The organism is Variovorax sp. KBS0712 (assembly GCF_006323185.2).
Taxonomy (GTDB): domain Bacteria; phylum Pseudomonadota; class Gammaproteobacteria; order Burkholderiales; family Burkholderiaceae_C; genus Variovorax; species Variovorax boronicumulans.
The window spans coordinates 371,878-394,149 of sequence record NZ_VCCD02000001.1 but is presented as its reverse complement, the minus strand read 5'-3'; the positions used below and the strand labels follow the sequence as shown (position 1 = coordinate 394,149).

Below are 22,272 nucleotides of genomic sequence, written 5' to 3'. Positions count from 1 at the left end.
AAAAACCAGATCGAGATCGAAGAGATGCAATTCCCGGAATCCTGGCTGCGCGAGTTCTGCAACCCGCCCCTCGACAGCGCCGCACTGGCCGAAACGCTCACCATGGGTGGCTTCGAGGTCGAAGAGCGCCGTCCGGTCGCCCCGCCTTTCACGCGCATCGTGGTCGGCGAAATCAAGGAAGCCGAGCAGCACCCGAATGCCGATCGCCTGCGCGTGTGCCAGGTCGACGTGGGGCAGGGCGCTTTGCTGAACATCGTGTGCGGCGCGCCCAATGCGCGCGTCGGCATCAAGGTGCCGTGCGCCCTCGTCGGCGCCGAACTGCCGCCGGGTGAAGACGGCAAGCCCTTCCTCATCAAGCTGGGCAAGCTGCGCGGCGTCGAGAGCCAGGGCATGCTGTGCTCGGCGCGCGAGCTGAAGCTGAGCGAAGACCACGGCGGCCTGCTCGAACTCGATGCCGACGCCCCCGTCGGCGCCGACGTGCGCGACGTGCTCAAGCTCGACGACGCGCTGCTCACGCTCAAGCTCACGCCGAACCTGGCGCACGGCCTCAGCGTGTACGGCGTGGCGCGCGAACTCGCCGCACTCACCGGCGCACCGCTGAAGACGCCGGCCATCGCGGCCGTGGCCACGTCGTTCTCCGATGTGCTGCCCGTCAAGGTCGAGGCACCCGACTTGTGCGGCCGCTTCTCGGGCCGCATCGTGCGCGGCGTGAACACCAAGGTCGCGACGCCCGCGTGGATGGTCGAGCGCCTCGCGCGCTGCGGCCAGCGCAGCGTGACGCCGCTGGTCGACATCTCGAACTACGTGATGTTCGAGTACGGCCAGCCCAGCCACATCTTCGACCTCGACAAGATCCACGGCGGCCTCACGGTGCGCTGGGGCAAGGCAGGCGAACAGCTCAAGCTGCTCAACGGCACGACGATCACCGTCGATGAAAAGGTCGGCGTGATCGCCGACGACCGCGAAGTCGAATCGCTCGCCGGCATCATGGGCGGCGACGCCACCTCGGTGACCGACGACACGCGCAACATCTACGTCGAGGCCGCGTTCTGGTGGCCCGAGGCCGTGCAGGGCCGCTCGCGTCGCTTCAACTTCTCGACCGACGCCGGCCACCGCTACGAGCGCGGCGTCGACCCGAGCCGCACCGTGCAGATCATCGAGCGCATCACGCAACTGGTCGTCGAGATCTGCGGCGGCGAAGCCGGCAAGATGGACGACCAGACGCTGCGCCTGCCCGAGGCCGCGCCTGTCACGCTGCGCGTGGCCCGCGCCGCGCGCGTCATCGGCATGCCGCTGACGCAGGCGCAATGCGCCGACGCGCTCCACCGCCTCGGTTTCGAAATCACCGAAGGCGAAGGCACGCTGACCGTCACGCCGCCGCCGCACCGCTTCGACCTGCTGATCGAGGAAGACCTCATCGAAGAAGTGGCACGCCTGATCGGCTTCAACAACTTGCCGACCACCGCGCCGCTCGCGCCCATCACCGCCCGCGTGCGGCCCGAGGCGCAGCGCAGCCGCTTCGCGGTGCGCCGCAGCGTTGCAGCGCTGGGTTACCAGGAAACCATCAACTTCAGCTTTGTCGAAGCGCACTGGGAGCAGGATCTGGCGGGCAACGCCAACCCGGTCAAGCTGCTGAACCCCATCGCCAGCCAGATGAGCGTGATGCGCTCGTCGCTGCTTGGCTCGCTGCTGCAGGTGCTCAAGTTCAACCTCGACCGCAAGGCACCGCGCGTGCGCGTGTTCGAGCTGGGCCGCGTGTTCCTGCGCGACGACAGCGTCGTCACCACCGACAGCACAGTGCGCGGCGTGAACCAGCCCATGCGCGTGGCCGGCCTGGCTTGGGGCGATGCCGAGGCGTCGCGCTGGGACGGCAAGCCGCAGCGCGTCGACTTCTACGACGTCAAGGGTGATGTCGAAGCGCTGCTCGCGCCGCGTGTGCCAACCTTCGAAGCGGCCGAGCACCCCGCGCTGCACCCCGGCCGTTCGGCCCGTGTGCTGCTCGACGGCCAGGCCGTCGGCTTCATCGGCGAACTGCATCCGCGCTGGCGCCAGAAGTGGGACTTCACCCAGGCGCCCGTGCTGTTCGAACTCGACCTCGACGCCGTCACGGCGCGGCCCGTGCCCGTGGCGCAGCCGGTGCCCAAGCACCAGGCCGTCGAACGTGACATCGCGGTGGTCGTGGCCGAAGCGGTGTCGCATGACGCGCTGATGCAGGCCATCCGCGCGGGCGCGTCCGCCTCGGGCCTGCTGCGCGATGCGACGCTGTTCGACATCTACCGTCCGCAGCCGTTGCGCGAAGGCGCCGTGGCGGCGCCGGGTGCGCTGGCACCGGGCGAGAAGAGCATGGCCGTGCGCCTGACCTTCCAGAGCGATGCCGCCACGCTGACGGACGAGCAGGTCGAACCCGCTGTCCGTGCAATCGTCGAACAACTGGGCGCCACCCTGGGCGGCCGCTTGAGAGGATGAAGATGAACGCCGCCGAATTCACGCTCGAAGCCCTCGAAACGCCGGCGCTCACCAAGGCGCACCTGGCCGACCTGCTGTTCGAGCAGATCGGCCTGAACAAGCGTGAGTCGAAGGACATGGTGGAGGCGTTCTTCGAGCTCGTGGCCAGCAGCCTGATTGAAGGCACGGACGTGAAGATCTCGGGCTTCGGCAACTTCCAGATCCGTGTGAAGGCGCCGCGTCCCGGACGCAACCCGCGCACCGGCGAAGCCATTCCGATCGGCGAGCGCCGCGTGGCCACCTTCCATGCGAGCGCCAAGCTCAAGGAGCAGATCCAGGGCAGCGTCGAGCCGCAGGGCGGCACTTCCGAAGTCGAGTGGAGCCTGGGCGCGGAATAGTGCTTGGTGCTGTGTGGCCGCGTAGAGTAATCTATGAGGTTTCCCGCGCACAGTCTTGATTTCAATGGAGAAAACGCTCCCGCCGATTCCCGTCAAACGCTACTTCACCATCGGTGAGGTCGGCGAGCTCTGCGGTGTGAAGCCGCACGTGCTGCGCTATTGGGAGCAGGAGTTCACCCAGCTGCGCCCGATGAAGCGGCGCGGTAACCGCCGCTACTACCAGCACCACGAAGTGCTGATGATCCGCCGCATCCGCGACCTGCTCTACGACCAGGGTTTCACCATCAGCGGTGCGCGCAACAAGCTGCAGGAACTCACACAAGGCGAGCGCGACCGCCGCAAGGCGGGCGAAGTGCCGCTCGAAGGCCTGGAGGCCATCGAGATCGGCCAGGAGGAATTCGACGCCGCCGTGCACGAGGAACCGGGGTCCGCGGCGGCCGCGCAGAGCGTCGATCTGTCGCAGTTGTTGCACCTTCGCCGCGAACTCTTTGAAATTCGTGAGCTCCTGACTGTCGGACACTGAATTTAGCCCGCTATAATCGAGAGCTTCGGTGTGTGGCGCAGCCTGGTAGCGCACTTGCATGGGGTGCAAGGGGTCGAAGGTTCGAATCCTTTCACACCGACCAAAAACAGTAGTTAGATCAACGGGTTAGAGCCAAAAAGCTCTGACCCGTTTTTCTTTGGTTTTGACAAATGGGCTGGTTTTTGACAAACCCGAGCCTTTTCAGTCCCCGCCACGCCCCCCAATAGCGGACGGCAAGGGTGTTCCAGTGGGCACCTTGCGGCGGTAGACGCGCTTCGTGACCTTCACGTCTTCGTGGTGCAGCAGCTCTTGGGCAGACGCGTCGGAATCGGAGTCCGAAGCTGCCTTCGCGCGCATGTCGTGGAAGGTGATCTCCCGCGGCGCGAGGCCCAGCTTTTTCCGCACTGCGCCCCATAGCGTCTTGAATGCTTCTTTGCCGTACGGGTTGCCCTGCTTGGTGATGAACAGGTAGTCGCTGGGAAGGCTGGCTGCACCACCACGGTTCTTCTTGCGCAGTTCAAGCGCGCGCGTTAGCGCCCGCCAGAGGTCCGGCGTCATCTCGTAGGCCTTGGTGATGTAGCCCTTGTCGTTGCGCTTCTTCGTGACCCGCAACTCGATGCGCTTGTCATTGAAGTCGCCGATTCGGATGTCGAAGATCATTCCCTCGCGCGCGCCGGTCTGTGTGCTGATCTCCAGCATGCATTGCAGCACTGGGCCAGCGGCGTCGTAGATCTCGGCGTAGCGCTCGTCGCTCACGTACTGGTCGCGTGGTGTTTCAGACAAGTACTCGACGCCCTCGCAGGGGTTGAACGTCGTGAGGCCCCACCGCACCCGCGCCAGTCGGAACATGCGGGACAGCAGTTGGATGTCCTTGTTTGCGGACGAGCCGCGCGCACGGTTGGCATGCAGGTGCTGGGTGATGGTCACTGCGCTGAGGTGGCCCGGCAACAAGGCTTGCACCTCTGTCTTGGCGTAGCGCATCTTGCTGAAAGCCGCCCTCAATCGGCGGATTCGGCCTTCGTACTCGGTCCTGGTACGCGCACGCTTGATCGTGCAGAGTTCGTCGGCTTCGTACTTGCGGATCACTTCTTCAACAGTCCCCACCACGTCGTCATCGGGCACGGCCGCGACGAGAGCGGGGGAGATGTGCTTTTCCCACCAGAGCCGGGCTTGGACGGGTGTTGAGCCGGCGCGCATAGACACCTTGGCCTCACGCAGCCGAGCTTCGATCTCCTTGGTCAATCCGTCAGTGCCGCGCCAGTACCACGCGGTGCTGACCTTGCGCATTCCCCGTGGGAGGTCTGGAATCTTCCGGTTAACTGTGCGAGGGCGCGGCATCGTCCATTTCCCGAGAGAGCGTTGCGAACGCTCGGAACGCCTTGACGGTCGATTCCATGCGGGACAGATTCTGCGCGTCGACCTCGACAGTCGTCCAACGGTGGCCGCAAGCGCTGCAGCAGCGCAACCGCATCACCTTTGCGTCCGTGTGCCGGGTCGTCATGACCCGCATATCTTCGCTCGTGCAGGCGGCGCACCTCATCGCTTCGCGTCCTCCGCCATGACAGCGCGCACGATTGCATTGCGCAGTCCCACCCGCGCGGTCTTGGGCAGCGTCTCCCAGAAGGTAGGGTGCTGTGCGTCGATGTGTTCCATCACCCTGAACGCCACCAGGTCGGCGTCGATGGAGCCCGGGGGCTTGGGCACCAAGCGCAGCGACGGCTTGTTGGGAGCGGCGGTGGTCATGCTGCACCTCGTTCCAGGCGTGCGCGAGCCAGGCGATCGATCTCGGTGTCGATCTGCCACTTTGCCATGCGGATAAGCGATGCGACGCCGTACAGCAGTGGGTTGTCGACCGTGTCGTTGTTCACCGCGTGGACGACAGCCAAAGTACCCGCAAGGTCGGCGCTTGCATCGTTGCGAACATCCTCATCCGTTGCGTTTTCGGCTTCGACGACTGCGGACACCTTGCTGACGGTCTGCTCGATCAAGCTGTGCAGCCCCCAGATGGCGTCCGAGCCGCCTTCATGGAACGCGGCTTCGGCGACGTCACGAGCCTGCAGCATGAGGCAGTAGGGGTCGAAGTCCTCGTCATCACGTTCGCTCTCGACGGGCGCGGCGATAGGTGCCGCGTGGGGGTGATCCGGCGAATGCTCGTCGCGTTCGGTGTCGCCTTCAGCGAGGGAGCGAACGGCCTCGTTCACCGGATCGAGAGCCGTCTGCGCGGTATCCAGCAACTCGAAGGCTTCTTCCAGCGCGTGCTGCAGGACCGTACCGTCAGCCAGCTTGATGGCGCCTTGGATGCAAGCCAGCGCAGGGAACAGGCTGTCGTAGACGCGCTGGGCGTCAGCCTGCGTCAGATCCTCACAGTGGATGATGCGGACCGGCTCCAGCATGACCGAGTGGCAGATGTGATCCAGAAGCACATCGACCGACTCGCCCTTTTCGGCGGCGTCGTACGCCATCTCAAGCTTCTCGTCTGCCGACACGATCCAGGCGCGGATGTCTGCGATCGAGGTCTCGGGTTTGCGGACGGCGACAGCGGTCTTTGCTGGGGCCGACGCAACCTTTGCGCGGGGCTTGTCGAGGACGGCGCTCATTGCTGCACCTCACGACCGTTGGCGGCTGCGCGGGCCTCCTTGTACTGCGACCAGAGCTGGTGGCTTGCTTGGTCAGCCTCACGCGCAAGCCGCATGATCACTGCGCCGAGCAGCGGCAGTGCGTCTTCGGTCAATTCGTAGCCGTTGAAACTGGCGTCTGAGGATCCGACGGCCGTGAGGCACATCATGCAGGACGCCAGCCCGCCGATCTCGGTCGTGCGCATGGTGGCGACGTCGAAGGCCGACGAGTCGAACTCGATGGTTTCCGGGCTGTGCGCAGCCGGGCGGATCGGGGAGGGCGAGAGATCGCCGGTTGCGCCAACTTGTGGGCGCGTGCTAACCTCGGACATGATTTGGGTTCCTTGCTAGGGTTCTTGGGTCACAGAAAGCCCGACGGTTGCCGCCGTTGGGCTTTCGCCTTTTTTGGGATCAATTGGTGGTCGCGGGTGCCAGCACCTCCTGCAGGATGGACTCGTGGTAGCTGTGCACGGTGCCGAAGCGCGGGTCTCGCACATCGCCGATGAGCAGACCCTTCTCGCGCGAGAGGGCGGCGCACTTCCGGCCAAGATTCGCAGCGGTGCGCGCATCCACGGGACGTCCAATCAGGTTCGAATAGCCCAGCACCGTGAAGTGCTTGTTCTCGGGTTGGGTGCGGGCCTCGATCACGGCGACGTTCTCCTGCAGGCGCGCGAGCTCGGTGGCTTGTCGGGCCTGCTCCTGCTCGAGCGAATCCTGACGGACCAAAGCATCGATCAGCGCGGCGGTGCGCGCGTCGCGAACCGCCGGGACTGCCGCAGACTTCACGCGGCGCTCGCACTCCAGGAAGTACTCCCGCACCTCGCGGCCCTTGGTCGTACCCGAGAGCATGCCGATGTGCTTGCCGGCCTCGACGGTGAAGTGGTACTCGGTGCTCCACTTCGCGCCGCTGGCGAGCTGCTCCCCCTTCTGGGTGAGCAGCACGAAATCGCGGTTCTCTTCGAAGTGAGCGCGCTTGATCTGCGCCTTTGCCCAAGACGTGTAGTCCTTGCCCACGCCGAGTTCGCGATGCAACTCGCGGCCGTTGATGGTGGGAGTGAGCTCGTCGCCGACCTGGCGCGAGTTGATGGCGATGTTGATAGTCACGGCTAGGGTTCCTTGGGTTACTTGCAGGGTTGCTGGGCCGCAAGTTGCCGCTCGCGGGATTCGTTGAGGCGCATTACGATTTCACGGCTCAGACTGCGCCAGCCCTTCGCCGCTTCTTGCGTCAAGAAGTCCTGCAACTCGTCGGGGAGTCGCAGAGCGACAGGGGGTTTCTGCTTTTTGGTGGTGTTGCTCATAGTACAGATGGAAAAGTACTTTAGTACATGATTCGAATCGTACCCGAAAATAGACTTTGTGCAACTTTTTTTTGGGCTTTAGTACATTGAAGATTCACACCACTATCGCTGAGCGCATTGCCTTTGCTCGTGCGGCGCGGGGCATGCCTCAAGGCGGCTTGGCGGCGTCGAGCGGTATCGCTGCAACGCAAGTGAGCCGCTACGAAACTGGTCGAGCAGTGCCTCGAAAGCTGGCTTTGGCGCGACTTGCCCAGGCGCTGGCAGTCAGTCTTGAGTGGCTTGCGACTGGCGAAGGTGAGATGGATGAGTACCCTGAGACAGAAGGCGAAGGGCTGATCTTTCGAGTTGACGAAGAACTGGCAGACCGACTTCGTGCCTACGCCTATTTCAATGGGCTCACACTCGTGGAGTCCGTTGCGGACATTTTTGACGCACCACTCTCCGCATATTCCGACCGGGAACTGCCCAGCAGTCCTACCGAGAAAAAGCAACTGCAAAAGTTGCTGCGTCCGTACAAGCAAGGGCAGTTCTCGCGCATCAGAGCACTCGCCGACAAGGTGCAACTGATTGGGCAAGAGCGCACTCGCAAGCCCGAGCAAACCGAAGTGAAAGTAGGCGCAATCAGTGAGCAGCAAAACGCGGTGCAAGACGCTCTTGAGGCCGTCCGCAAAATCGTGAAACGCGATGGCGAGCCGCTGGTGCCCGATAAGCGCCGCTACCCGCAGAGCAAAGGGCCGTCGCCCAACCCGAACGCTCGCAAGCCCAAGCCCTGACCACATCACAATCACCTCTTGGCTGGCGATGTTGTGCCTGATGGGCCGGGCGTATTCCATGCTCGAAATGTTCGTCGTGTCGCAGAGGGATAGGAAGCCCGCAATTGGCAGCTTTTCGGCAGACGCTTTTCGCGCCGCCATCACGCCCGAGCCAGCAGCAGGCCGAAGCGAGACACGTCGATCAGCGCATGTCCGCCCAGCGCTCCGCCGACGGGGTTCCGTCATGATCGTGTTCATGGTTGACCTCGCCTAGAGGGAAGCGATCAGCTTGTCGATGTCGGAGGCTCGCCAGGCGCTCGTACGTTGGCCGAGTTTGATGGCGGCGGGGTAGCGGCCATCCTTGACACCCTTCCACCAGGAAGCCCGTCCGATGGGCACCTTGGTGAGAACTTCAGGGAGGCGCAGCAGCCTATCGACTGGCGGGGCAGGGTCACTGTCATGGGTCATGGTTGCTTTCAAGTAAGCGGCCAACATTCCCCGGACCCGGTTAAACTTTTCCTCGTCTCCGCAGACGGGTGCCAGTTCTTTCGGGTTCGGGTGCTCAAGAGGGCCGCTTGTGTTCCACCACTCGCGGCCCTTGCCTTTTTGGTAACCGGCATAGGTAGATACGGCTCGGTTTGTCCAAATAGACATTGCAAATGCTACTCGCACACTGAAGATGTGTATGTGGACAAGCCTGTTGATAAACCGCCAACTTCCGCTCCCGCGAGCAGTGCCGCCGAGTTTTTCTGGGGTAACGCCACATGTGAACGCCCTTGACCTCACGGGTATCGGGCTTGGATCGCCGGCCTTTGTGGAAGATCTTGAGGGTCGTCTTCCTTGTAGTCGAACCCTTCGTCGATCCAGCGTTGCTGCCGTGCTGCTCGGTTCGAACGCGGTAGTTCGTCAAGGTGATCGCCCCTCAGTGGTTGCCCGCGGTGCATCCGATGTGCTGCGGCATGAATGGACTATCGCGGCTTGCCGTGGCGAACAGAAGCCGGCGCGCCGGTACGCCTTACACCGTGCAGGCAGAACCTACGGTTTGCCGGCAGACCGTAGTTTTCTCCAGTCGCCGATCCACTGACGCGCGGTGCGAAATTTCACCGGAACTAGCTTTCCCGCAATGGCTTCTGCTGCGGCATCCATGCTCTTGAATTGCCCCATATTGCTGTCGCACCAAGTCATTACTAGTGCTTTCATCGCGCGATTTTCAGCATGAGCAGCTGCCGCTCCAAGCCTCGCGAGCTGTGAGGCGGAGTTTGCGTTCTCCAAGCCGGTTCTGGAGTGAAAGCCTTGGAGAATGCCGACCCAACGGGCTGCCTCTATCGCGTAAGACCAAGCGTCAGAGCTTCCCTTTGAGGCTTTCATGGCCTGGACGCAGTAAGCGCATGCGGCGTGAGCGGTTGCGATCTTTATGGCCGCGCTTCGCCCTTCGGGCGTGATCGGTTCTTGCCCGAACCAATCTGGCATGTCTTCAATCTTCCTGATCTCATCGATTTGCTGTGCACCGCTAGTCTCCGGATCGTCCCAAAGGGGCTTAAAGACGTTCTCAAGAAAGTCGTAGTTCGGGAACCATCCATTCCACATCTCTATGAGCCAAGTCAACGACCCATATGCTTCTGAGATTGGGGTGCTATGGCTTCGAATTCTGTCCTTGTCTGCAGATGCCGCCTCGTCAGTCTGGTTGGGGGTGTTTTTAGTCACGCTCGTGATATTGCCATCAACACGACCGAGGGGCGACTATGGTTGATGCGGGGCCGGTTCGCTGTGCCGATTTGGCTCGAAATGGGCGTGTATGCTGCCCGGGCTTCCCCAACACCGAGCCTTGATGATGCGTTCTGCTTTTGCTCTGCTGCCGCTGCTTGCCTACCTCAGTGGCTGTGCTCCTTCCCAACCGCTAAAGCCGTTCGTATTTCCGCCGACCGAATCGAAGGCACGAATCAAGTTCTACGACGATGCCAACCGAATCTCGGCAACGCTGTCGATCTCTGACAAATGCGGGGAGAAGGGCGAGGCGAAGACTTGGCGGTGGGTAGAGATTCCGGCTGGGGTCAGAGTCTTCGTCGGTCACCGGAACGACACGGGCTATACCGGAAGCAGCTGCGGCTACTCCCACTCCTTCATCCCGAAGGAGGGGGCCTCGTACATCTCAGACCTCAAGGAGAAAGTCTTCTACTGCACGTACGAGCTTTACGAGCAGCCGGTCGAGAACGGAGAGAAGTTGCCGATCCCGACCAAGCAGGTCGAGGGCTGTCGACAGTGATCGAGTTCTGGGCGCAGGGGACTCAAAATCCCCCACCGAAAGGTGTGCCTGCAGAGCGGAGTTTTTTCCATTCCCCGATCCAATCCCTGGCGGTGCGAAACTTGATGGGGGCGACCTTGTTGGCAATCGCTTCTGCAGCTGAATCGAGGCTGCGGTACTTGGCGTTGTGCTCGTCCATCCAAGCAAAAACCTCTGCTTTCATTGCTCTATTTTCTGCGTGTCGCGACGCGGCGCCGCGAACTGCAAGTTCTTGCACAGTCAGAGGCCGGTCCTTGCGGAGTGACCAGGCCCCCACCGTTGCTCCAAGCCAATAGTTGGCGGAGGCCAAAAACTTCCACGCTTCAAGGGTATGACCAGCCTTTTCTGCCTTCATGGCATCGATCGCATAGCCGCATGCCGTAAAAGCGGTTTGGAGGAGGCCGAACTCTTTTAATTCGTCCTCTTGAGACTCCCAGTTCTCGATCTCTTTCTCTTGAAGGGCGCCTGTTGGGCCTTCTCGCCACATGGGGCCAAACACGCCTTCGACAAATTTTCCCGAACCCTCAGAACCATCTCCGAGCACCTCATCCCAGAAATCGGCAAGGGTTGAGATCACCGAACCCGCCTCCTGAATTGCAGTGCGTAGTCGTCGAAGTTCTCCGCTGAGAGGGGGATTTGAATCAGTCACATCCGTGATGTTGCCATCAACACGACAGAAGTACGACTATGGTTGATGCGGGGGCGGTAGCATCACGGTCAAATTCGAGGAGAGGGATCGGATGTCTCCACTTCAGGTCTTGGCGCTTTGGTCTGGCGTAGCGTTCGCGATCGTGACTGCCAATAGCTGGGTGAGCCTGGTTGGTTGGGCGGACAAGAATCCCAACATGGCCTCTTGGGTTCAGGCCGTTGGCGCAATAGTGGCCATCGCTGGCGCGTTCTTGATCTCAGATCGCCAGCACCGAGCTGCGGTTCGAGCACAGCGAGAAAACACGGCGCATAACGCGATCGAGCGGCTCTCGATCGTGAAGACTCTCCTTGCCCGCGCGATCGCGATGGTCAACTTGCTTCAGCGGGAATACGAGGACGGGCGTTTGCACGAAGTGACTGCTGCTGAGCTCGAGAATCTGGCCGATTGCAAGGAGGCGCTCGACAAGTTGCCGGTGCTTGAAATTCCATCGGCGAGAGTTGTGCTCTACCTGTCATCGGTGCCCCGCGGCCTTAGTGAATTGCATCTCGCGTGGACTGCTGCTTCGGCATTCACGCGGCTTCATGCTCCTGAACTGAAGGTGCGGGCGTATGAAAAGCTCACGGCGAAGCTCCCGGAGGTTCTGGAACTGATTCGGCTGGCCGGCACGGCGTGCGAAGAGGAAATGGGCCGACTGCGTCGTGAGGCTGGCTTGTGAGAGGGTTTGTCCTCGGCCTAACCTGTGGTCATACCAGTTGCAATGTCCGCCCAACTTTGAGGAGGAGCGATGGCCAGGTTTACCGTCAGGATGGTCTTGCATGACAACGCGACCTGGGAGGATTACGCCGCGTTGCATGCTGCGATGGCACAACGCAACCTTGTCGATGTGATAACTGCGGACAACGGCGTTGTGTACAGGCTACCGCCTGCGGAGTACTACGGCCAGGGAGAGGTGACTATCGAGCGGGCCCGAGAGATCGCCAGCGAGGCCGCCGATACGGTCGGAAGGCGCTACTCTGTCTTTGTCACCGAGGGCGGCAATCGCGCTTGGCGAGGCCTAGATCCTGTGTAATTTCTCAGGATGAGCCGAAGGCCACAAGGCATGCCGGTTCGATGCCGGCCCCGGGAATGAAAAAGCCCGCGCAAGGCGGGCTTCGGTGTTGATTTGCGGGGGCTACCAGCCGTGGGTCTTGTAGTGCTGCGCAACTTCGATGTATTTCCCATGCACTTCGTCGATGTAGCAGAGCCAGACGCTGTAGATGATCAGGAGCAGCGATGCCAGCGAGAAGGCGGCCAACGTCCAAAATGCTGGAGATGAGTCGGCAGCGACCGGGCTCATGCGGCTGGGAATCATCAATAGTTCAGCGATTGCCCATCCAATGAGGAACACGCACACCCCAGTAGCGAAGTAAGCGGTCCAGCGCCACTTGCCAAGCTTGTGCGCAATTCGACCCGTATCGAGCAGTTCCAGCATTTCCACCTCCAGTGACATGTAGCGTATCTGGATTTCGAGTTCGCGGCGATAGGGCATCACGACCGAAAAGCCCGTGTTCAAGCTTTCTGAGGATCAGCGCTAGAAAGGCGCATGCCTGAACCTCGCGGCCGACGCCACCCCCTGTTTCTCCGGCTGACCAAGCCGATCGATCCGATCTATCCCGACGCGGTGACACCTGTTGCTTGGGACGATGACGAGGCGCTGGAAGAGGTGGAGGGCGTGGTCTACATCGTCACGCGGCAGTGCGACCGGATGCGAGCCTGGGCGCGGCAGCTACGTGCGCTGCACCAAGCCGACGAGACCTACAAGACGGAGGAGGGCATCAGTCCACTCAGCGCGGTGCCGTTGAGGGAGGCGAATCTGCGTGGGCTCGGGACCAGCCTCGACCTCTATTCGGAACACGGCAGCGAACTGCTCTCAGCGAGGTCCGCAGTGCGCGCGTACGTGACCACGGATCTGCTGGCTGTCGTGACGGAGCGAGCCGACGGCGATGCTGTGGGCTTCATCTCGTTCAGGCTGAAATGGATCGTCGACGCCTTCGCTGGACGGCGAAACGCTATCGAGCTCGAAGTCGAGTTGGATCAGGCCTGGATGGCGCCGGCCTTCCGCAGGCGGCGTTGGGGCGAGACGGCAGCGATCGCGATTGCCTTCGCTACCAGACGGCACGTCGACCAGATCCAGGCAACGACGCGGTGGCCACGGGAGCACAGCTCCAAGCTGCAGGTTATTGTTTGCGCTGACCTCTACAGCACCAGCGGGGAGGCCTTGCTCGCCAAGTGTGCCGACTACGTGTCGTTCCAGTTCGAATGGGAGCTTGAAAAGCCGCGGCTGCAGGTGTCTCAGATCATTGTGGATGGGCGTTGGTAGATCAGCGGACTTGCAGATTGCGGATTTACTCTGGAATTTTCTTCGGGAAGCGCCAATTATTGAGTTCGTTTTTTACAGCGCGCCGGAAACGAAGCCATGGCTTCGTAAATGCTAGCGTAAAGCCTTCCTCCAACTGGTCGATGAGGCTATGCACCGATTCCTCGATTCCCAATAGAACTGGAGAGCCAGGTCCGTGAGTCTCTCTGCTTTTTGATTGAAACGGTTCGGCCGTGACGGCTTCGTAGAAGGAGCCAACTGCAACGACGGCCTCTTCAAATGACGACACCCGCCCTCTGAGACGTTCGGTCCGTTTAACAATGCGGTGGACTTCAAAAGCTATTTCTGCAGCTCTGGTGTCATCCTCATCATTTGACGGCAATGCCGAATAGTAAACTCGGCAGTTTGCAACAACTTCAGCCGCAGCCTTGCAAATTGCGTCAACTTCGGATCGAGTCTCTTTTCTTTTTTCGCGTTTGTTTGCCTGAAAATTAGAAATCACCCAACCTGCGGCAGCAAGAAGCCACCCGACAGTTATCAGGGCATCTTTGTATTCGGAAAAAAACTCTTTCAACCAAAAACTCGTCTAATGCGAGTAAGGTTTTTTGGGTCATCAATATATGACCAGACCTTATTTACGTAGGTCTGTAGCCTAGATTTGACAACTAATTTTTTTCGCAATTCCACTGGCGTGCATTTTTTTTCTCTAACAAGGCCGCCGAAGGCCTCGTCAAGAAAAGATGATCCCATCGTCAACACACCATCCAGCACCACTTCAACGTCGCCTTCTTGCAAGGCTGGATATAAAAGCTCTTCGCGAAAGCGTTCGCCTGAGTTCGGGCCGTCGGAGAAATACCGCCCTGCAGGGCTTTTGGCGAAGTCTGTCGCCACAGTCAAAACTTTAGTCATTTTTCACCTCAGAAATATCGATCATCCAGATGACCAGAGTCCCTTTAATTGGGGCTCCAAGTCGGCCAGAACGCTCCAGTTTCTGATCGTCATAAACAAAATAACCATGTCTGCTGAAGATGCCCAACTCACTATGGGGGGAGCTTCGAGTAAATTCAAGCATTTCAGGCAATCCTTTGCCTCGATATGGGAGGCTCGTTCGTGTCCGCCCCCCCAAAGCAGCGGTGATTAGTTGATCATCGCCACGCCCTTCGAACCACATTCGGGCCTTCAAAATGTCCATGACCGAGGGCTTTGACAGAAGCGTCGCGGGAATGGACTCCCCTCTATCGTATAGAGCAACGAAAACCTTCTTGTCAGAAACGGTAGCAAAGCTCCACCAGGGGCCACTGTTTTCGTACGCGTGATGCCTGACGTTGATCATGGCTTCCGTGATGCAGTTTCCCAGTCCAACTTGCTGCTCCTCGCCGAGCAACTTTTGCACCTCAATCATGAAGGGCTCAAGCGGAGTCGCATCCGCATCTCGCCCATGAAAGTAGTGCCATCTCAAGACATCACTGTGATCTACCACGTCCTTGCGAGGTAGCAACCCTAGCCGCTGAAGCACACCCACATGCTGCAGCATCTGTTCGACCAGATCATCTGTCGGATAGTTCGCCGTTATCTGCGGACCGTAAGAGTCGACCCACTCGTCAACCCATCCCATAAGTAACAACAGGCCGCATGGGTACAGCCTCTGCACTTTGCCGAAGTCTAGCTTGACTCTGGTGCCACGCTGCAAGCGCTCATCTATACGTGCTAAAAATGCTTCGACCACTTGCCGGGCCTTGCTTGGGCCGTAGTAGCGAAGGTGACTTGGCACGGTCACGACCATAGCTGCGAGACGGCCTGCGACCAGTCGAATCCCGCGAATGCGCAGAGCTCTTCGATGCCCGGTCCGCAGGCGGTCAACGCGAGCGACGGCCGCTTGCCGGCGAACAGCCAACTGCAGATGTTTGAAGTTTGGTCGTTTCACAGCTGTTTTTATTGATTTTCCGAGCGATCTGAGCACTCATCGCGGTTCAATAGGTCCCGCGGACTTCAGCCCTCGCATGGGGCCCATGGTGAGACGACGTGGTAGCGCTCAATTCGCAGAGCGCAGAGCTCTCTTAATCCTAACCTTTGGTTACCGGATATTTCATCGGCGAGAACCCTGCGATCCGAGGGCCTCGGGCGGGAAGCTCCGTTCCTCGATCCAGTGAGTCCCATCGCCGAAGACCTCGTTGCCCACCTCGGCCATGATTTCCAGATCTCGGCGCAGCACTGGGGTCTCAGGCTTCCAGCTCGCAGCAGCCTGGATCTGATGCTTGAGGTGGCTGACCTCTCTTGCCCAACCCAGCCGGATTTCCTTCATCGTCGGTTCCGTCGGTCAGGCGTGCCTTCTACCGAGCGAGCGGAGGCGCGGGCGGTACGAAGAACCGTTCGATGTCGGCAATGGTCTGCTCGATGAGCGCGGTGTCTTCCGGATGCTCGACTAGATCGACCAGCAGATTGGCCAAATTCTTTCGAAGAGTCGGCCGCTGCTGAGTGGCGATCTCGGCCAAGTATTCCACCAGCGCTCTCACTGACGGCTTGGCGTCGGCTCCCACGAGCTTGAGCGAGGCGCGCTCGGTCCTGGGCCCCTTGCCTGTCTCCAGCCATTCCGGCGAGACCCGAAGCGCCTTTGCGATGGACACAAGCTCCCGCGGGCGCTGTCTGAAGCCCGACTCGATGTTCCCGATCGAGCTTTGAGACACGCCCACTTCTTCCGCCAGCTGTACCTGGCTCCAGCCCAGCTCCTGCCGGACGGCTTTGACTCGTTCTGCGATGGTCTTCACGAACGAAATTCTCCCACACCTTTTAAATTCGTTAGTGTTAGGATTGTGGCTTCTATCGTGTTTGAACAAGGAGTTGTCATGGAAGCGTTCCTGAGGGCTGTTGAGGTTGCGGGGAGTCGACTGAGGCTGGCGGAGCTGATCGGCGTTGCTGGATCTACTCCCGGGATGTGGGCGTTTCGCAAGAAGGTGCCGGCCGAGCACTGCCCCGCCATCGAGCGGGAGACGGGGGTGCTCTGCGAAGACCTCCGTCCGGACGTGCCATGGGAAGTGCTGCGAAATTCGAAGCGCCGCCCGCGCAAGGCGACTGCCTGATGTTCACCGTTCATCGGTTGTCCGTGCGCAGCACCGCGCGGCCTCTCGGTGTGACGTCGACCTCTTGTGCGGCGAATCGCACATCCACGTCGCCATCGAGCCACCGGATTAAAAGGCGTTGGCAAGCAAAATCAGCGCTCGAATGAGCAACCTTCATCGATCGCTGTTGATTATGTAAGGCCTTGATCTAAAAGGCAAATCTCCGTTGATTGCTGTTGACCGCTGCGCACGGCAGTTGAACCGACTTCACTTTTGAGTGCACTGAAATTGCACTGGAGATCTGCACCCCGCCCCTCAACGCCATGCCCGCGCGAATTCAGCACGGCCCACCTCGGTCTCGCTTCGCTCCCGCGCTCGGACGCTCCTACTGCTTGGACGGCGCCGGTCGACAGCAGTCACACTCTCCGCCAAAACAGTGCCTATCTGGTTCATTTTTTTAGGCGCCGGGAGTTTCCCCAGCAAATTCCCCCTGCAACGGACGGTAACTGGCCCGGCCGCGAAGTCGCCGGCCGCGCTCACCGCAAGTTGGAGTCAAACGGCTGCTGGCCTTTGCCGAATATGCGAATCCCACGCGTAGTCGGCTCGTAGCAGCTCTGCGAAGTCGAGCCGTCAACGCGCAAGACGGTGAGCAGATTCCCCGGCGCCGTAGCTTGCCAAGCGACGAACGCGCGGTCCTTGTCGGTGTTCGCCATGCCTGATTGAAACTGCGCAATCTGCTTGCACGTGAGACGCCACATCGTCGCGGGGCGGTTCTCGAATAGGAAGTCCTCACGCATGCCCGGCGGGGCGGATTCGAGGTGCACCAGCAACCGCTCACTCAAGGCCGACGTGTGCGGGTGCTCGGGCATCGGCGCGGGTTTGATCGGCGGCGGGACCAGCTGCGTCGGTCGGGCCTGCACGCGGTTCGAGCGCACGATGCGCTCGAACTCATCGATGCGCTCGGGCGACATGTACCCGTCGTAGCCGTTTTGATAATAGCCCTGGGTGCGTAGTTTGAGCTCAAGTTTATCCCGCTGCGTGCATGTCGCGTCCGATGTCGAGCCGCTGCGCCGGCACATCTCGCTGAGCGATTTATAGTCGTCGAGCGCGTCGGCTCGGGCCTGCGTAGGGGCTGTCGCTGCCGCCAAGACGAGGACGAGGGCTAGCCACAGCTCAGGCGATTTGCCCGACGCCAGGGCTCGCCGCCCGGCTTCCTGTCGGCAACAGGTGCGGGGGTAATCGCGCGGGTTATGGAGTCGATGCGCTGGGTGATCACGGTCATGTGGAGAGCCTTTCGTCAGCGCCAGCGAGCGAGCCCCTGGGCGAGATCGACGCTGGCGCCGGCGTCATTGCCCTGCGCCTGGCCGCGGCGGCCAGCGCGTGGCCGGTGGGCCGCGACCGCGTACTCGGCCAGATCGAACGCGGCGGACATGCTGTCTGCGGCGGGCTGAATCGCCCAGGCATGGCCTTCCTCACCTTCGCGCATCGTGTAGACCACCACCAATGGGGACGCCTCGATCACGTCTCCGACCTTGCGGTCGCTGAGCGCGACCTCCACCGCTGCCGGCACCGGCGGCTCATTCAATGCATCGAGACTCACTGGGCCTTGCAGCGCATCACCTGCGCGGCGTGCGCCGCTGCGGATTTGCGAAATTCAGAACCTCCCTTGACCATTGCTCGCCAAGCGCGCGCCAGCTCGGAAGATGTCAGCGCTGGCGGCGGGGGTGCCAGCAGCGCGGCCTCTAGCTCTCGCAGTTCGTGGGACCACACCCGATCTTCTTCGGGCTCTGGGGAGGCGAGGGTCAGCAGCAGGCGAAGTAGGTACGGCGCGCGCCAATGCCCCTCGGGGGAGCCAGCCGATGCTCTCTGCTGCCTGAGCCAGCCACCCGGCGCGCTCTCGACTCAGACCACTGAGGTGCTTGCGCTTGCGCTTGGGACCTGGATCTGTGCAATGCGCCTGAAGGACGGCCCCGAGTTGCGCGGCATCGTCGATCCCATCGGGTAGCCCGCCGGCTGCTTTCTCAAGCTCTTGCGCGATCTGCAAAGGGCTCAAAGTGGGCTCGTCCACGCGGGCAGCCATGACGATCATCCTCACCAGCATCCGATTCGCATCGTGTGGGACCGTCGGCGGCTTGCCACGGCCTCGGCGCCCCTGCCCTTGGTCCGACGCGGCGGCGTCGGCATCAAGCGCACCGAGCATGACCAGCTCGAGGACCCTCCGACATGCTTTCTTTTGGGCGTCGCTCAGATCGATTGCGTAACTCGTGCCGAGCGGGAGATCTGGAGCCAACCGAGCGCGCAACGACTCCATGGCCTCGATCGTGTCCGAGGCCAGTCGTTCGTTTCGGTGACGGGCTGAATTTGTCATTTTGGTGCACCCGCGTTGATGGCGGGTAATTCGCTCATCACAGATTACCAGCCATCGAACGACATATGCCAAATTCTTACGCGACGGACCACAACGAGCGCGCACAGCATGCGGCCATGCCAGACGACACGTTCCTGACCGCTGAGGCTGTCGGCGCGCTGCTGCCTTGGCTCCGCGGCCGCACCCCGGCTCAAGTAAGAGGCGGGGTGCGCTATGCCGCGAGGCAAGGACTGATTCCCGCGGCGGCGGTTGCAGGTGTCGGCGGTCGACCGTCTGTGTGGCTTGCCAAGGACATCAAAGCGTGGATAACCGGGTTGTCCACCACAGCGGCCCCTGCATCGCCAGCCTCAGTTGCCCCTGCCGCCACCACCGCACGCGCGCAGCCGCAGCAGGCGGCGCGGCGCGGGAGAAAGCGCCGCCCTCTGCCTGAACGCGCGCTCGCACTGTTGCAGGGTTCCGAGGCCTGAAAAGGGAAAAGCCCGGCCGCCTTGGGGAAGGCAACCGGGCTCGGAGGGGTAGCTTGGACGCTGCCTAAATTATCTTCGGGCCTCGTAAATGGGGCAAGCATCTCGCGCTTGCTCGCCTCCCTTCGAGCGTCTGGTCATTCGACCTGTGGACGCGCTCGTTCAATTCCTCACTGGTGAGATCCGCTGGGTTGGCCAGCGGCTGACGCCTACAGCCGGGCAAGTACTTGCTGAGCTGTGCCGCAAGGCCAAGGCCAGCGACCCAACTGCAGGGATCAAGGTGAAGCTTGAGTTTCTGGGCAGCCATGGGCCGAGGCAAGCCTCGCCCCGCGCCGTGGACGATGCGGTGGCTCTCTTGCTGCAAGTTGGCCTGATCGTGCGCGAGCGGCGCCGGCCACGCGGCGCCAGGCTCAAGGAGGAAGTCGCATTGACTCACCTGAACCCGGCATTCATCGAAATCGCGCTGGCTTGGCACCGGCAGCGCGCAGCGCTGCGCGCTGCGGGCAAGCGGGGGCACTTGGCCTACCCGTCACCGGCAGAAATCGAGCTCCCAATGACATTCGCACTAGGCCTTTCGGGGCCCAGAGACTTGCACATGGCAATCACGCCCAAAAAGATGCCCCCTCTGAAACCCAATGCCCATGCGGGTTGCCAGCGCCCCAGCACGCAAATACTGCGCTCTCCAGCACGCAAATTTTGCGGAGACCGGTATTCACACCCCCCTGGCCGTAAGACTCGACATGGGGGCTTGGGCGACCAAGGGGCGCATTCCTCCGCGGTTTCCGCGGCGCGCGAGCGCCGCTCCCCCTCTCCCGCCCGCGACAGCGGGCTGGGGGTGGTGCCCAGTTCATCGAGGAACCAGTTCCCGAGGTCCTGAGTGCCCCTCCGATCGACTCTTCTATGGCCGGCCGCCCGTTGAACGAGTCCGAGGGAATGAGTCGATCAGAGACGGCGATGCGCGAACGGTGCGCCAATTCGACCCGCCTGGCCATTTGGATCATGAAACAGAACGGCGGCAACCGAGACCACCTCACCCGATTGGTGACGATTCGGTGTTCGAACGACGGTCGCTATTCCGGCGGCGAATTACCTATTGGAAAGTATTCCAAGAATGCCGAGTCGATCGGTCAATACCGCGGGCTCTCACTTACGAGCTGGGAAGATTTTTTCAAAATGGTGCATGCCCGCGAAAAGAAAATATCCAAGAGCGTTGGCGAATTTATTGGCGAATCACTCTTTGCAGGGCCACGCGAAGGCTCACGCATTCTTCTACTTGACGACGTCAAATCAGCGACACCACTGTTCGACGGATTTGCTTGTGCTGTTCTCGAAACTTCATATGGAAATTTTCAGCACCTTTATGCCGGCGATCAAGATATGACGAACGAAGATCGTCATCACGCTCACCGCGTCCTGTACGAAAGCACCGGATACAAGTCAGATCCTGGCGCGCTTTCGGGGCATCAGGCTCATCGATGGCCTGGTTCTGTAAATCTCAAACCTGGCCGAGGAAGATTTTGGACTCGGCTTGTCTATTTGGCTGATGGAAAGAAGCACGAAATCGGAAATTTACTTGCCAAATCCCAACTCAACCGTCCGTCCGCATTGGAGAAGAAAGTGCCGGGGGCGCAACAGCCGCGAACGCGTCCCCTTAGCTCCGGCACCGACAGCACAGCCTCAGGGCGCGACTGGGGCCGCGCGATCGGCATGCTGAAGTCCGGGCGCAGTGCTGCTGAGGTCGAAGCCTTCCTCCAGCATTCGGTGCGCCAGCCAGGTCGGCAACCGCGCGACGAGACGCGCTGTGCTCACTATGTGAGCACGACCCTGGACAAGCTCCGTCAGCAGGGTTTCTTGTCGGGCTGAGATCAGGAGTGCACCCAAGCTGCGGGACGCTCCGATGCAGCGGCACGCTGCGACGGTGTGCCTCAAGGGCAGTCGCCAGGGCCGCCTCAACTGCCCAGCCCGAATTTGTCATTTCGGTGCACCTCGGGCTTGGGAAGACCATCGGGGCATGAGTTCCCTTGCACAGCCAGAACACACAAGTGACACCAAACGACCCGCTGCGCGGTTCGTTTGGTGCCCCTTTGTTCTGGCAAGGCTCTGCCCTTGAACCCGTTATGCAGCCCGCTCCGCGGTCTGCCGTCGGCTACGCCAACGCCTCTGGAAGCCACCACTCGTGAGCCGTCCACCCAAGCCTGGCGGCCCGTTCGACGCTCACCTCACCCTCCGCCTGCCCACTGAAGATCGAGCCGCCTGGCGAGCAGCTGCGGCCACCGCGAACCTTGGCGTCTCGGACTGGCTTCGCAGTCAGGTGGCCGCAGCCGCATCCGTGCCCGGCGCTTTCACGGGCCGGGGCGCACCGCGCCGACCGGCTGCGGTTTCCGACCCCAAATTGACCTGGCTCGCATCAAACATCAGCTCGTCTTGCAACCAGTTGGCCAAGCATGTCAACACTGCTGCGGTAATTGCAAGCCCAATCCAGGCCGTCCAGATCCTGGAATCCCTCAAAGCCATTGAAGAAACCGCCCGAGAGCTCTTCAATTCAAGCGAGCGCCGAAATGGATGATGGGAAAATTTATCAAAGCCGGGGCCAAGCATCGCTCGCCCGAGGGAGCTGTCAAATACGTATTAGCTCTGCACGAGGCCAACGGTCAGCTGCGCCACGCCCAACCGGAAATTCTCGCCGGCTCACCGGAGGAATTTCTAGCTTGGTGCGCACAGATTGGACATCTGAAACACAAGTACAAATCCTTTGTCCTGAGTTGGGCGGACGAGGACGCACCGACGCACGAAGAAATTATCGAGGAATGCCACCGCTGGGAGAGCGTGGCCTTCAGCGGCTTGGAAAAAGGAACGTACTCTTATTTGGTCGTGCTCCATACATCGCCAACGGGTGGACACGACGTCCATATATTAAGTCCCTCTTGCGTGGCTTCCTCGGATATAGATGGTCGAATTCGTTTTCGAAGTCTAAATATCTGCCCGCCGTCCAAATCAGCTCTACGGGCATTTGTTCTCTCCCAGGAGGTTGCCAATGCCACTCGGGGCTGGTCGTCAATCCTCGACC

28 protein-coding genes and 1 tRNA gene are annotated in these 22,272 nt (G+C 61.1%); 12 read left to right on the top strand and 17 right to left on the bottom strand.

What is annotated here, in order from left to right; all coding sequences use genetic code 11:
* Positions 1 to 24: 24 nt before the first annotated feature.
* The 4 genes from pheT to FFI97_RS01735 all read left to right on the top strand — a co-directional run bounded on the left by pheT (position 25) and on the right by FFI97_RS01735 (position 3,469).
* Positions 25 to 2,466: a phenylalanine--tRNA ligase subunit beta gene (gene pheT / locus FFI97_RS01750; RefSeq protein WP_139702244.1), complete on the top strand. Its 2,442-nt coding sequence runs from the start codon at positions 25 to 27 to the stop codon at positions 2,464 to 2,466.
* A 2-nt stretch (positions 2,467 to 2,468) separates the two neighbouring features.
* Entirely contained in the window at positions 2,469 to 2,843 is a 375-nt protein-coding gene (locus tag FFI97_RS01745; RefSeq protein ID WP_095747662.1) for an integration host factor subunit alpha, read from the top strand.
* Between the two features lie 64 nt (positions 2,844 to 2,907).
* A complete protein-coding gene (locus FFI97_RS01740; protein ID WP_139702245.1) occupies positions 2,908 to 3,366 on the top strand; it encodes a MerR family transcriptional regulator in 459 nt (152 codons plus the stop codon).
* A gap of 26 nt (positions 3,367 to 3,392) precedes the next feature.
* Positions 3,393 to 3,469: transfer RNA gene (locus FFI97_RS01735), tRNA-Pro, on the top strand.
* 98 nt (positions 3,470 to 3,567) lie between these two features.
* Here the strand turns inward: FFI97_RS01735 and xerC are convergent.
* From xerC to FFI97_RS33535, 6 genes are all read right to left on the bottom strand, one after another.
* Entirely contained in the window at positions 3,568 to 4,653 is a 1,086-nt protein-coding gene (gene xerC / locus FFI97_RS01730) for a tyrosine recombinase XerC (RefSeq protein WP_185993541.1), read from the bottom strand.
* Positions 4,654 to 4,902: 249 nt separating this feature from the next.
* Positions 4,903 to 5,109 carry a hypothetical protein gene (locus FFI97_RS01725; protein WP_139702247.1) on the bottom strand — a complete coding sequence of 69 codons (207 nt, stop codon included), beginning with the start codon at positions 5,107 to 5,109 and terminating at the stop codon, positions 4,903 to 4,905.
* The gene (locus FFI97_RS01720) at positions 5,106 to 5,963 is read right to left on the bottom strand and encodes a hypothetical protein (RefSeq protein WP_139702248.1); all 858 of its coding nucleotides are present in this window, start codon (positions 5,961 to 5,963) and stop codon (positions 5,106 to 5,108) included. Before FFI97_RS01720 ends, FFI97_RS01725 begins: the two co-directional genes overlap by 4 nt.
* On the bottom strand, positions 5,960 to 6,313 hold the full coding sequence (locus FFI97_RS01715) for a hypothetical protein (RefSeq protein WP_139702249.1): 354 nt from the start codon (positions 6,311 to 6,313) through the stop codon (positions 5,960 to 5,962). The genes FFI97_RS01720 and FFI97_RS01715 overlap by 4 nt, the downstream gene beginning before the upstream one ends.
* Positions 6,314 to 6,392: 79 nt before the next feature.
* Positions 6,393 to 7,085 (bottom strand): antA/AntB antirepressor family protein, encoded by a 693-nt coding sequence (locus tag FFI97_RS01710; protein WP_185993540.1) that lies wholly within the window; start codon positions 7,083 to 7,085, stop codon positions 6,393 to 6,395.
* Positions 7,086 to 7,102: 17 nt separating this feature from the next.
* The gene (locus FFI97_RS33535; RefSeq protein WP_185993539.1) at positions 7,103 to 7,279 is read right to left on the bottom strand and encodes a hypothetical protein; all 177 of its coding nucleotides are present in this window, start codon (positions 7,277 to 7,279) and stop codon (positions 7,103 to 7,105) included.
* Positions 7,280 to 7,365: 86 nt separating this feature from the next.
* On the opposite strand from FFI97_RS33535, the gene FFI97_RS01705 reads away from it, so the two are divergent.
* Positions 7,366 to 8,052: a helix-turn-helix domain-containing protein gene (locus FFI97_RS01705; protein WP_139702251.1), complete on the top strand. Its 687-nt coding sequence runs from the start codon at positions 7,366 to 7,368 to the stop codon at positions 8,050 to 8,052.
* A gap of 249 nt (positions 8,053 to 8,301) precedes the next feature.
* Here the strand turns inward: FFI97_RS01705 and FFI97_RS33835 are convergent, their stop codons facing one another.
* Entirely contained in the window at positions 8,302 to 8,685 is a 384-nt protein-coding gene (locus FFI97_RS33835; protein ID WP_260684880.1) for a helix-turn-helix transcriptional regulator, read from the bottom strand.
* Positions 8,686 to 9,066: 381 nt separating this feature from the next.
* Complete coding sequence (locus tag FFI97_RS01695; RefSeq protein WP_139702252.1) at positions 9,067 to 9,735, bottom strand: hypothetical protein; 669 nt, start codon at positions 9,733 to 9,735, stop codon at positions 9,067 to 9,069.
* A gap of 124 nt (positions 9,736 to 9,859) precedes the next feature.
* Here FFI97_RS01695 and FFI97_RS01690 point away from each other — a divergent pair, with 124 nt between their 5' ends.
* Positions 9,860 to 10,294, top strand: coding sequence for a hypothetical protein (locus FFI97_RS01690; RefSeq protein ID WP_139702253.1), 435 nt, complete (start codon positions 9,860 to 9,862; stop codon positions 10,292 to 10,294).
* Positions 10,295 to 10,316: 22 nt separating this feature from the next.
* Here FFI97_RS01690 and FFI97_RS01685 read toward each other — a convergent pair whose 3' ends face one another.
* Positions 10,317 to 10,889 (bottom strand): hypothetical protein, encoded by a 573-nt coding sequence (locus FFI97_RS01685; protein ID WP_139702254.1) that lies wholly within the window; start codon positions 10,887 to 10,889, stop codon positions 10,317 to 10,319.
* 163 nt (positions 10,890 to 11,052) lie between these two features.
* On the opposite strand from FFI97_RS01685, the gene FFI97_RS01680 reads away from it, so the two are divergent.
* Positions 11,053 to 11,676 (top strand): hypothetical protein, encoded by a 624-nt coding sequence (locus FFI97_RS01680; RefSeq protein ID WP_139702255.1) that lies wholly within the window; start codon positions 11,053 to 11,055, stop codon positions 11,674 to 11,676.
* 69 nt (positions 11,677 to 11,745) lie between these two features.
* Positions 11,746 to 12,030 (top strand): DUF2622 domain-containing protein, encoded by a 285-nt coding sequence (locus tag FFI97_RS01675; RefSeq protein ID WP_139702256.1) that lies wholly within the window; start codon positions 11,746 to 11,748, stop codon positions 12,028 to 12,030.
* A gap of 102 nt (positions 12,031 to 12,132) precedes the next feature.
* Here the strand turns inward: FFI97_RS01675 and FFI97_RS01670 are convergent, their stop codons facing one another.
* A complete protein-coding gene (locus FFI97_RS01670; protein WP_139702257.1) occupies positions 12,133 to 12,513 on the bottom strand; it encodes a hypothetical protein in 381 nt (126 codons plus the stop codon).
* Positions 12,514 to 12,543: 30 nt separating this feature from the next.
* On the opposite strand from FFI97_RS01670, the gene FFI97_RS01665 reads away from it, so the two are divergent.
* Positions 12,544 to 13,320: a hypothetical protein gene (locus FFI97_RS01665; RefSeq protein WP_139702258.1), complete on the top strand. Its 777-nt coding sequence runs from the start codon at positions 12,544 to 12,546 to the stop codon at positions 13,318 to 13,320.
* Between the two features lie 25 nt (positions 13,321 to 13,345).
* Here the strand turns inward: FFI97_RS01665 and FFI97_RS01660 are convergent, their stop codons facing one another.
* The 5 genes from FFI97_RS01660 to FFI97_RS01640 all read right to left on the bottom strand — a co-directional run bounded on the left by FFI97_RS01660 (position 13,346) and on the right by FFI97_RS01640 (position 16,082).
* The gene (locus FFI97_RS01660) at positions 13,346 to 13,891 is read right to left on the bottom strand and encodes a hypothetical protein (RefSeq protein WP_139702259.1); all 546 of its coding nucleotides are present in this window, start codon (positions 13,889 to 13,891) and stop codon (positions 13,346 to 13,348) included.
* Positions 13,888 to 14,226 (bottom strand): STAS-like domain-containing protein, encoded by a 339-nt coding sequence (locus FFI97_RS01655; protein WP_139702260.1) that lies wholly within the window; start codon positions 14,224 to 14,226, stop codon positions 13,888 to 13,890. The genes FFI97_RS01660 and FFI97_RS01655 overlap by 4 nt, the downstream gene beginning before the upstream one ends.
* On the bottom strand, positions 14,219 to 15,277 hold the full coding sequence (locus FFI97_RS01650; protein ID WP_144004344.1) for a hypothetical protein: 1,059 nt from the start codon (positions 15,275 to 15,277) through the stop codon (positions 14,219 to 14,221). Before FFI97_RS01650 ends, FFI97_RS01655 begins: the two co-directional genes overlap by 8 nt.
* Positions 15,278 to 15,403: 126 nt before the next feature.
* Positions 15,404 to 15,619: a hypothetical protein gene (locus FFI97_RS01645; RefSeq protein ID WP_139702262.1), complete on the bottom strand. Its 216-nt coding sequence runs from the start codon at positions 15,617 to 15,619 to the stop codon at positions 15,404 to 15,406.
* A gap of 28 nt (positions 15,620 to 15,647) precedes the next feature.
* Positions 15,648 to 16,082, bottom strand: coding sequence for a helix-turn-helix domain-containing protein (locus FFI97_RS01640; protein WP_185993538.1), 435 nt, complete (start codon positions 16,080 to 16,082; stop codon positions 15,648 to 15,650).
* Between the two features lie 78 nt (positions 16,083 to 16,160).
* Here FFI97_RS01640 and FFI97_RS01635 point away from each other — a divergent pair, with 78 nt between their 5' ends.
* The gene (locus FFI97_RS01635; RefSeq protein WP_139702264.1) at positions 16,161 to 16,394 is read left to right on the top strand and encodes a YdaS family helix-turn-helix protein; all 234 of its coding nucleotides are present in this window, start codon (positions 16,161 to 16,163) and stop codon (positions 16,392 to 16,394) included.
* 515 nt (positions 16,395 to 16,909) lie between these two features.
* Here the strand turns inward: FFI97_RS01635 and FFI97_RS01630 are convergent.
* Together FFI97_RS01630 and FFI97_RS01625 are read right to left on the bottom strand one after the other, a co-directional pair.
* Positions 16,910 to 17,521, bottom strand: a complete 612-nt coding sequence (locus FFI97_RS01630; protein ID WP_144004343.1) for a hypothetical protein — start codon at positions 17,519 to 17,521, stop codon at positions 16,910 to 16,912.
* A 149-nt stretch (positions 17,522 to 17,670) separates the two neighbouring features.
* Positions 17,671 to 17,973 carry a hypothetical protein gene (locus FFI97_RS01625; protein WP_144004342.1) on the bottom strand — a complete coding sequence of 101 codons (303 nt, stop codon included), beginning with the start codon at positions 17,971 to 17,973 and terminating at the stop codon, positions 17,671 to 17,673.
* Between the two features lie 2,147 nt (positions 17,974 to 20,120).
* On the opposite strand from FFI97_RS01625, the gene FFI97_RS01620 reads away from it, so the two are divergent.
* Together FFI97_RS01620 and FFI97_RS33755 are read left to right on the top strand one after the other, a co-directional pair.
* Positions 20,121 to 21,068: a DNA-primase RepB domain-containing protein gene (locus FFI97_RS01620; RefSeq protein WP_185993537.1), complete on the top strand. Its 948-nt coding sequence runs from the start codon at positions 20,121 to 20,123 to the stop codon at positions 21,066 to 21,068.
* A gap of 313 nt (positions 21,069 to 21,381) precedes the next feature.
* Positions 21,382 to 21,771: a hypothetical protein gene (locus FFI97_RS33755; protein ID WP_221937657.1), complete on the top strand. Its 390-nt coding sequence runs from the start codon at positions 21,382 to 21,384 to the stop codon at positions 21,769 to 21,771.
* Positions 21,772 to 22,272 lie beyond the last annotated feature (501 nt).

What these genes read in the sequence shown, in the direction of transcription:
- FFI97_RS01655 (WP_139702260.1), bottom strand. Translation starts at nt 14,226, where the DNA reads ATGACTAAAGTTTTGACTGTGGCGACAGACTTCGCCAAAAGCCCTGCA.
- FFI97_RS33535 (WP_185993539.1), bottom strand. Translation starts at nt 7,279, where the DNA reads ATGAGCAACACCACCAAAAAGCAGAAACCCCCTGTCGCTCTGCGACTC.
- FFI97_RS01740 (WP_139702245.1), top strand. Translation starts at nt 2,908, where the DNA reads ATGGAGAAAACGCTCCCGCCGATTCCCGTCAAACGCTACTTCACCATC.
- pheT (WP_139702244.1), top strand. Translation starts at nt 25, where the DNA reads ATGCAATTCCCGGAATCCTGGCTGCGCGAGTTCTGCAACCCGCCCCTC.
- FFI97_RS01635 (WP_139702264.1), top strand. Translation starts at nt 16,161, where the DNA reads ATGGAAGCGTTCCTGAGGGCTGTTGAGGTTGCGGGGAGTCGACTGAGG.
- FFI97_RS01720 (WP_139702248.1), bottom strand. Translation starts at nt 5,963, where the DNA reads ATGAGCGCCGTCCTCGACAAGCCCCGCGCAAAGGTTGCGTCGGCCCCA.
- FFI97_RS01725 (WP_139702247.1), bottom strand. Translation starts at nt 5,109, where the DNA reads ATGACCACCGCCGCTCCCAACAAGCCGTCGCTGCGCTTGGTGCCCAAG.
- FFI97_RS01680 (WP_139702255.1), top strand. Translation starts at nt 11,053, where the DNA reads ATGTCTCCACTTCAGGTCTTGGCGCTTTGGTCTGGCGTAGCGTTCGCG.
- FFI97_RS01675 (WP_139702256.1), top strand. Translation starts at nt 11,746, where the DNA reads ATGGCCAGGTTTACCGTCAGGATGGTCTTGCATGACAACGCGACCTGG.
- FFI97_RS01665 (WP_139702258.1), top strand. Translation starts at nt 12,544, where the DNA reads ATGCCTGAACCTCGCGGCCGACGCCACCCCCTGTTTCTCCGGCTGACC.
- FFI97_RS01690 (WP_139702253.1), top strand. Translation starts at nt 9,860, where the DNA reads ATGATGCGTTCTGCTTTTGCTCTGCTGCCGCTGCTTGCCTACCTCAGT.
- FFI97_RS01715 (WP_139702249.1), bottom strand. Translation starts at nt 6,313, where the DNA reads ATGTCCGAGGTTAGCACGCGCCCACAAGTTGGCGCAACCGGCGATCTC.
- FFI97_RS01645 (WP_139702262.1), bottom strand. Translation starts at nt 15,619, where the DNA reads ATGAAGGAAATCCGGCTGGGTTGGGCAAGAGAGGTCAGCCACCTCAAG.
- FFI97_RS01745 (WP_095747662.1), top strand. Translation starts at nt 2,469, where the DNA reads ATGAACGCCGCCGAATTCACGCTCGAAGCCCTCGAAACGCCGGCGCTC.
- xerC (WP_185993541.1), bottom strand. Translation starts at nt 4,653, where the DNA reads ATGCGCAAGGTCAGCACCGCGTGGTACTGGCGCGGCACTGACGGATTG.
- FFI97_RS33835 (WP_260684880.1), bottom strand. Translation starts at nt 8,685, where the DNA reads ATGTCTATTTGGACAAACCGAGCCGTATCTACCTATGCCGGTTACCAA.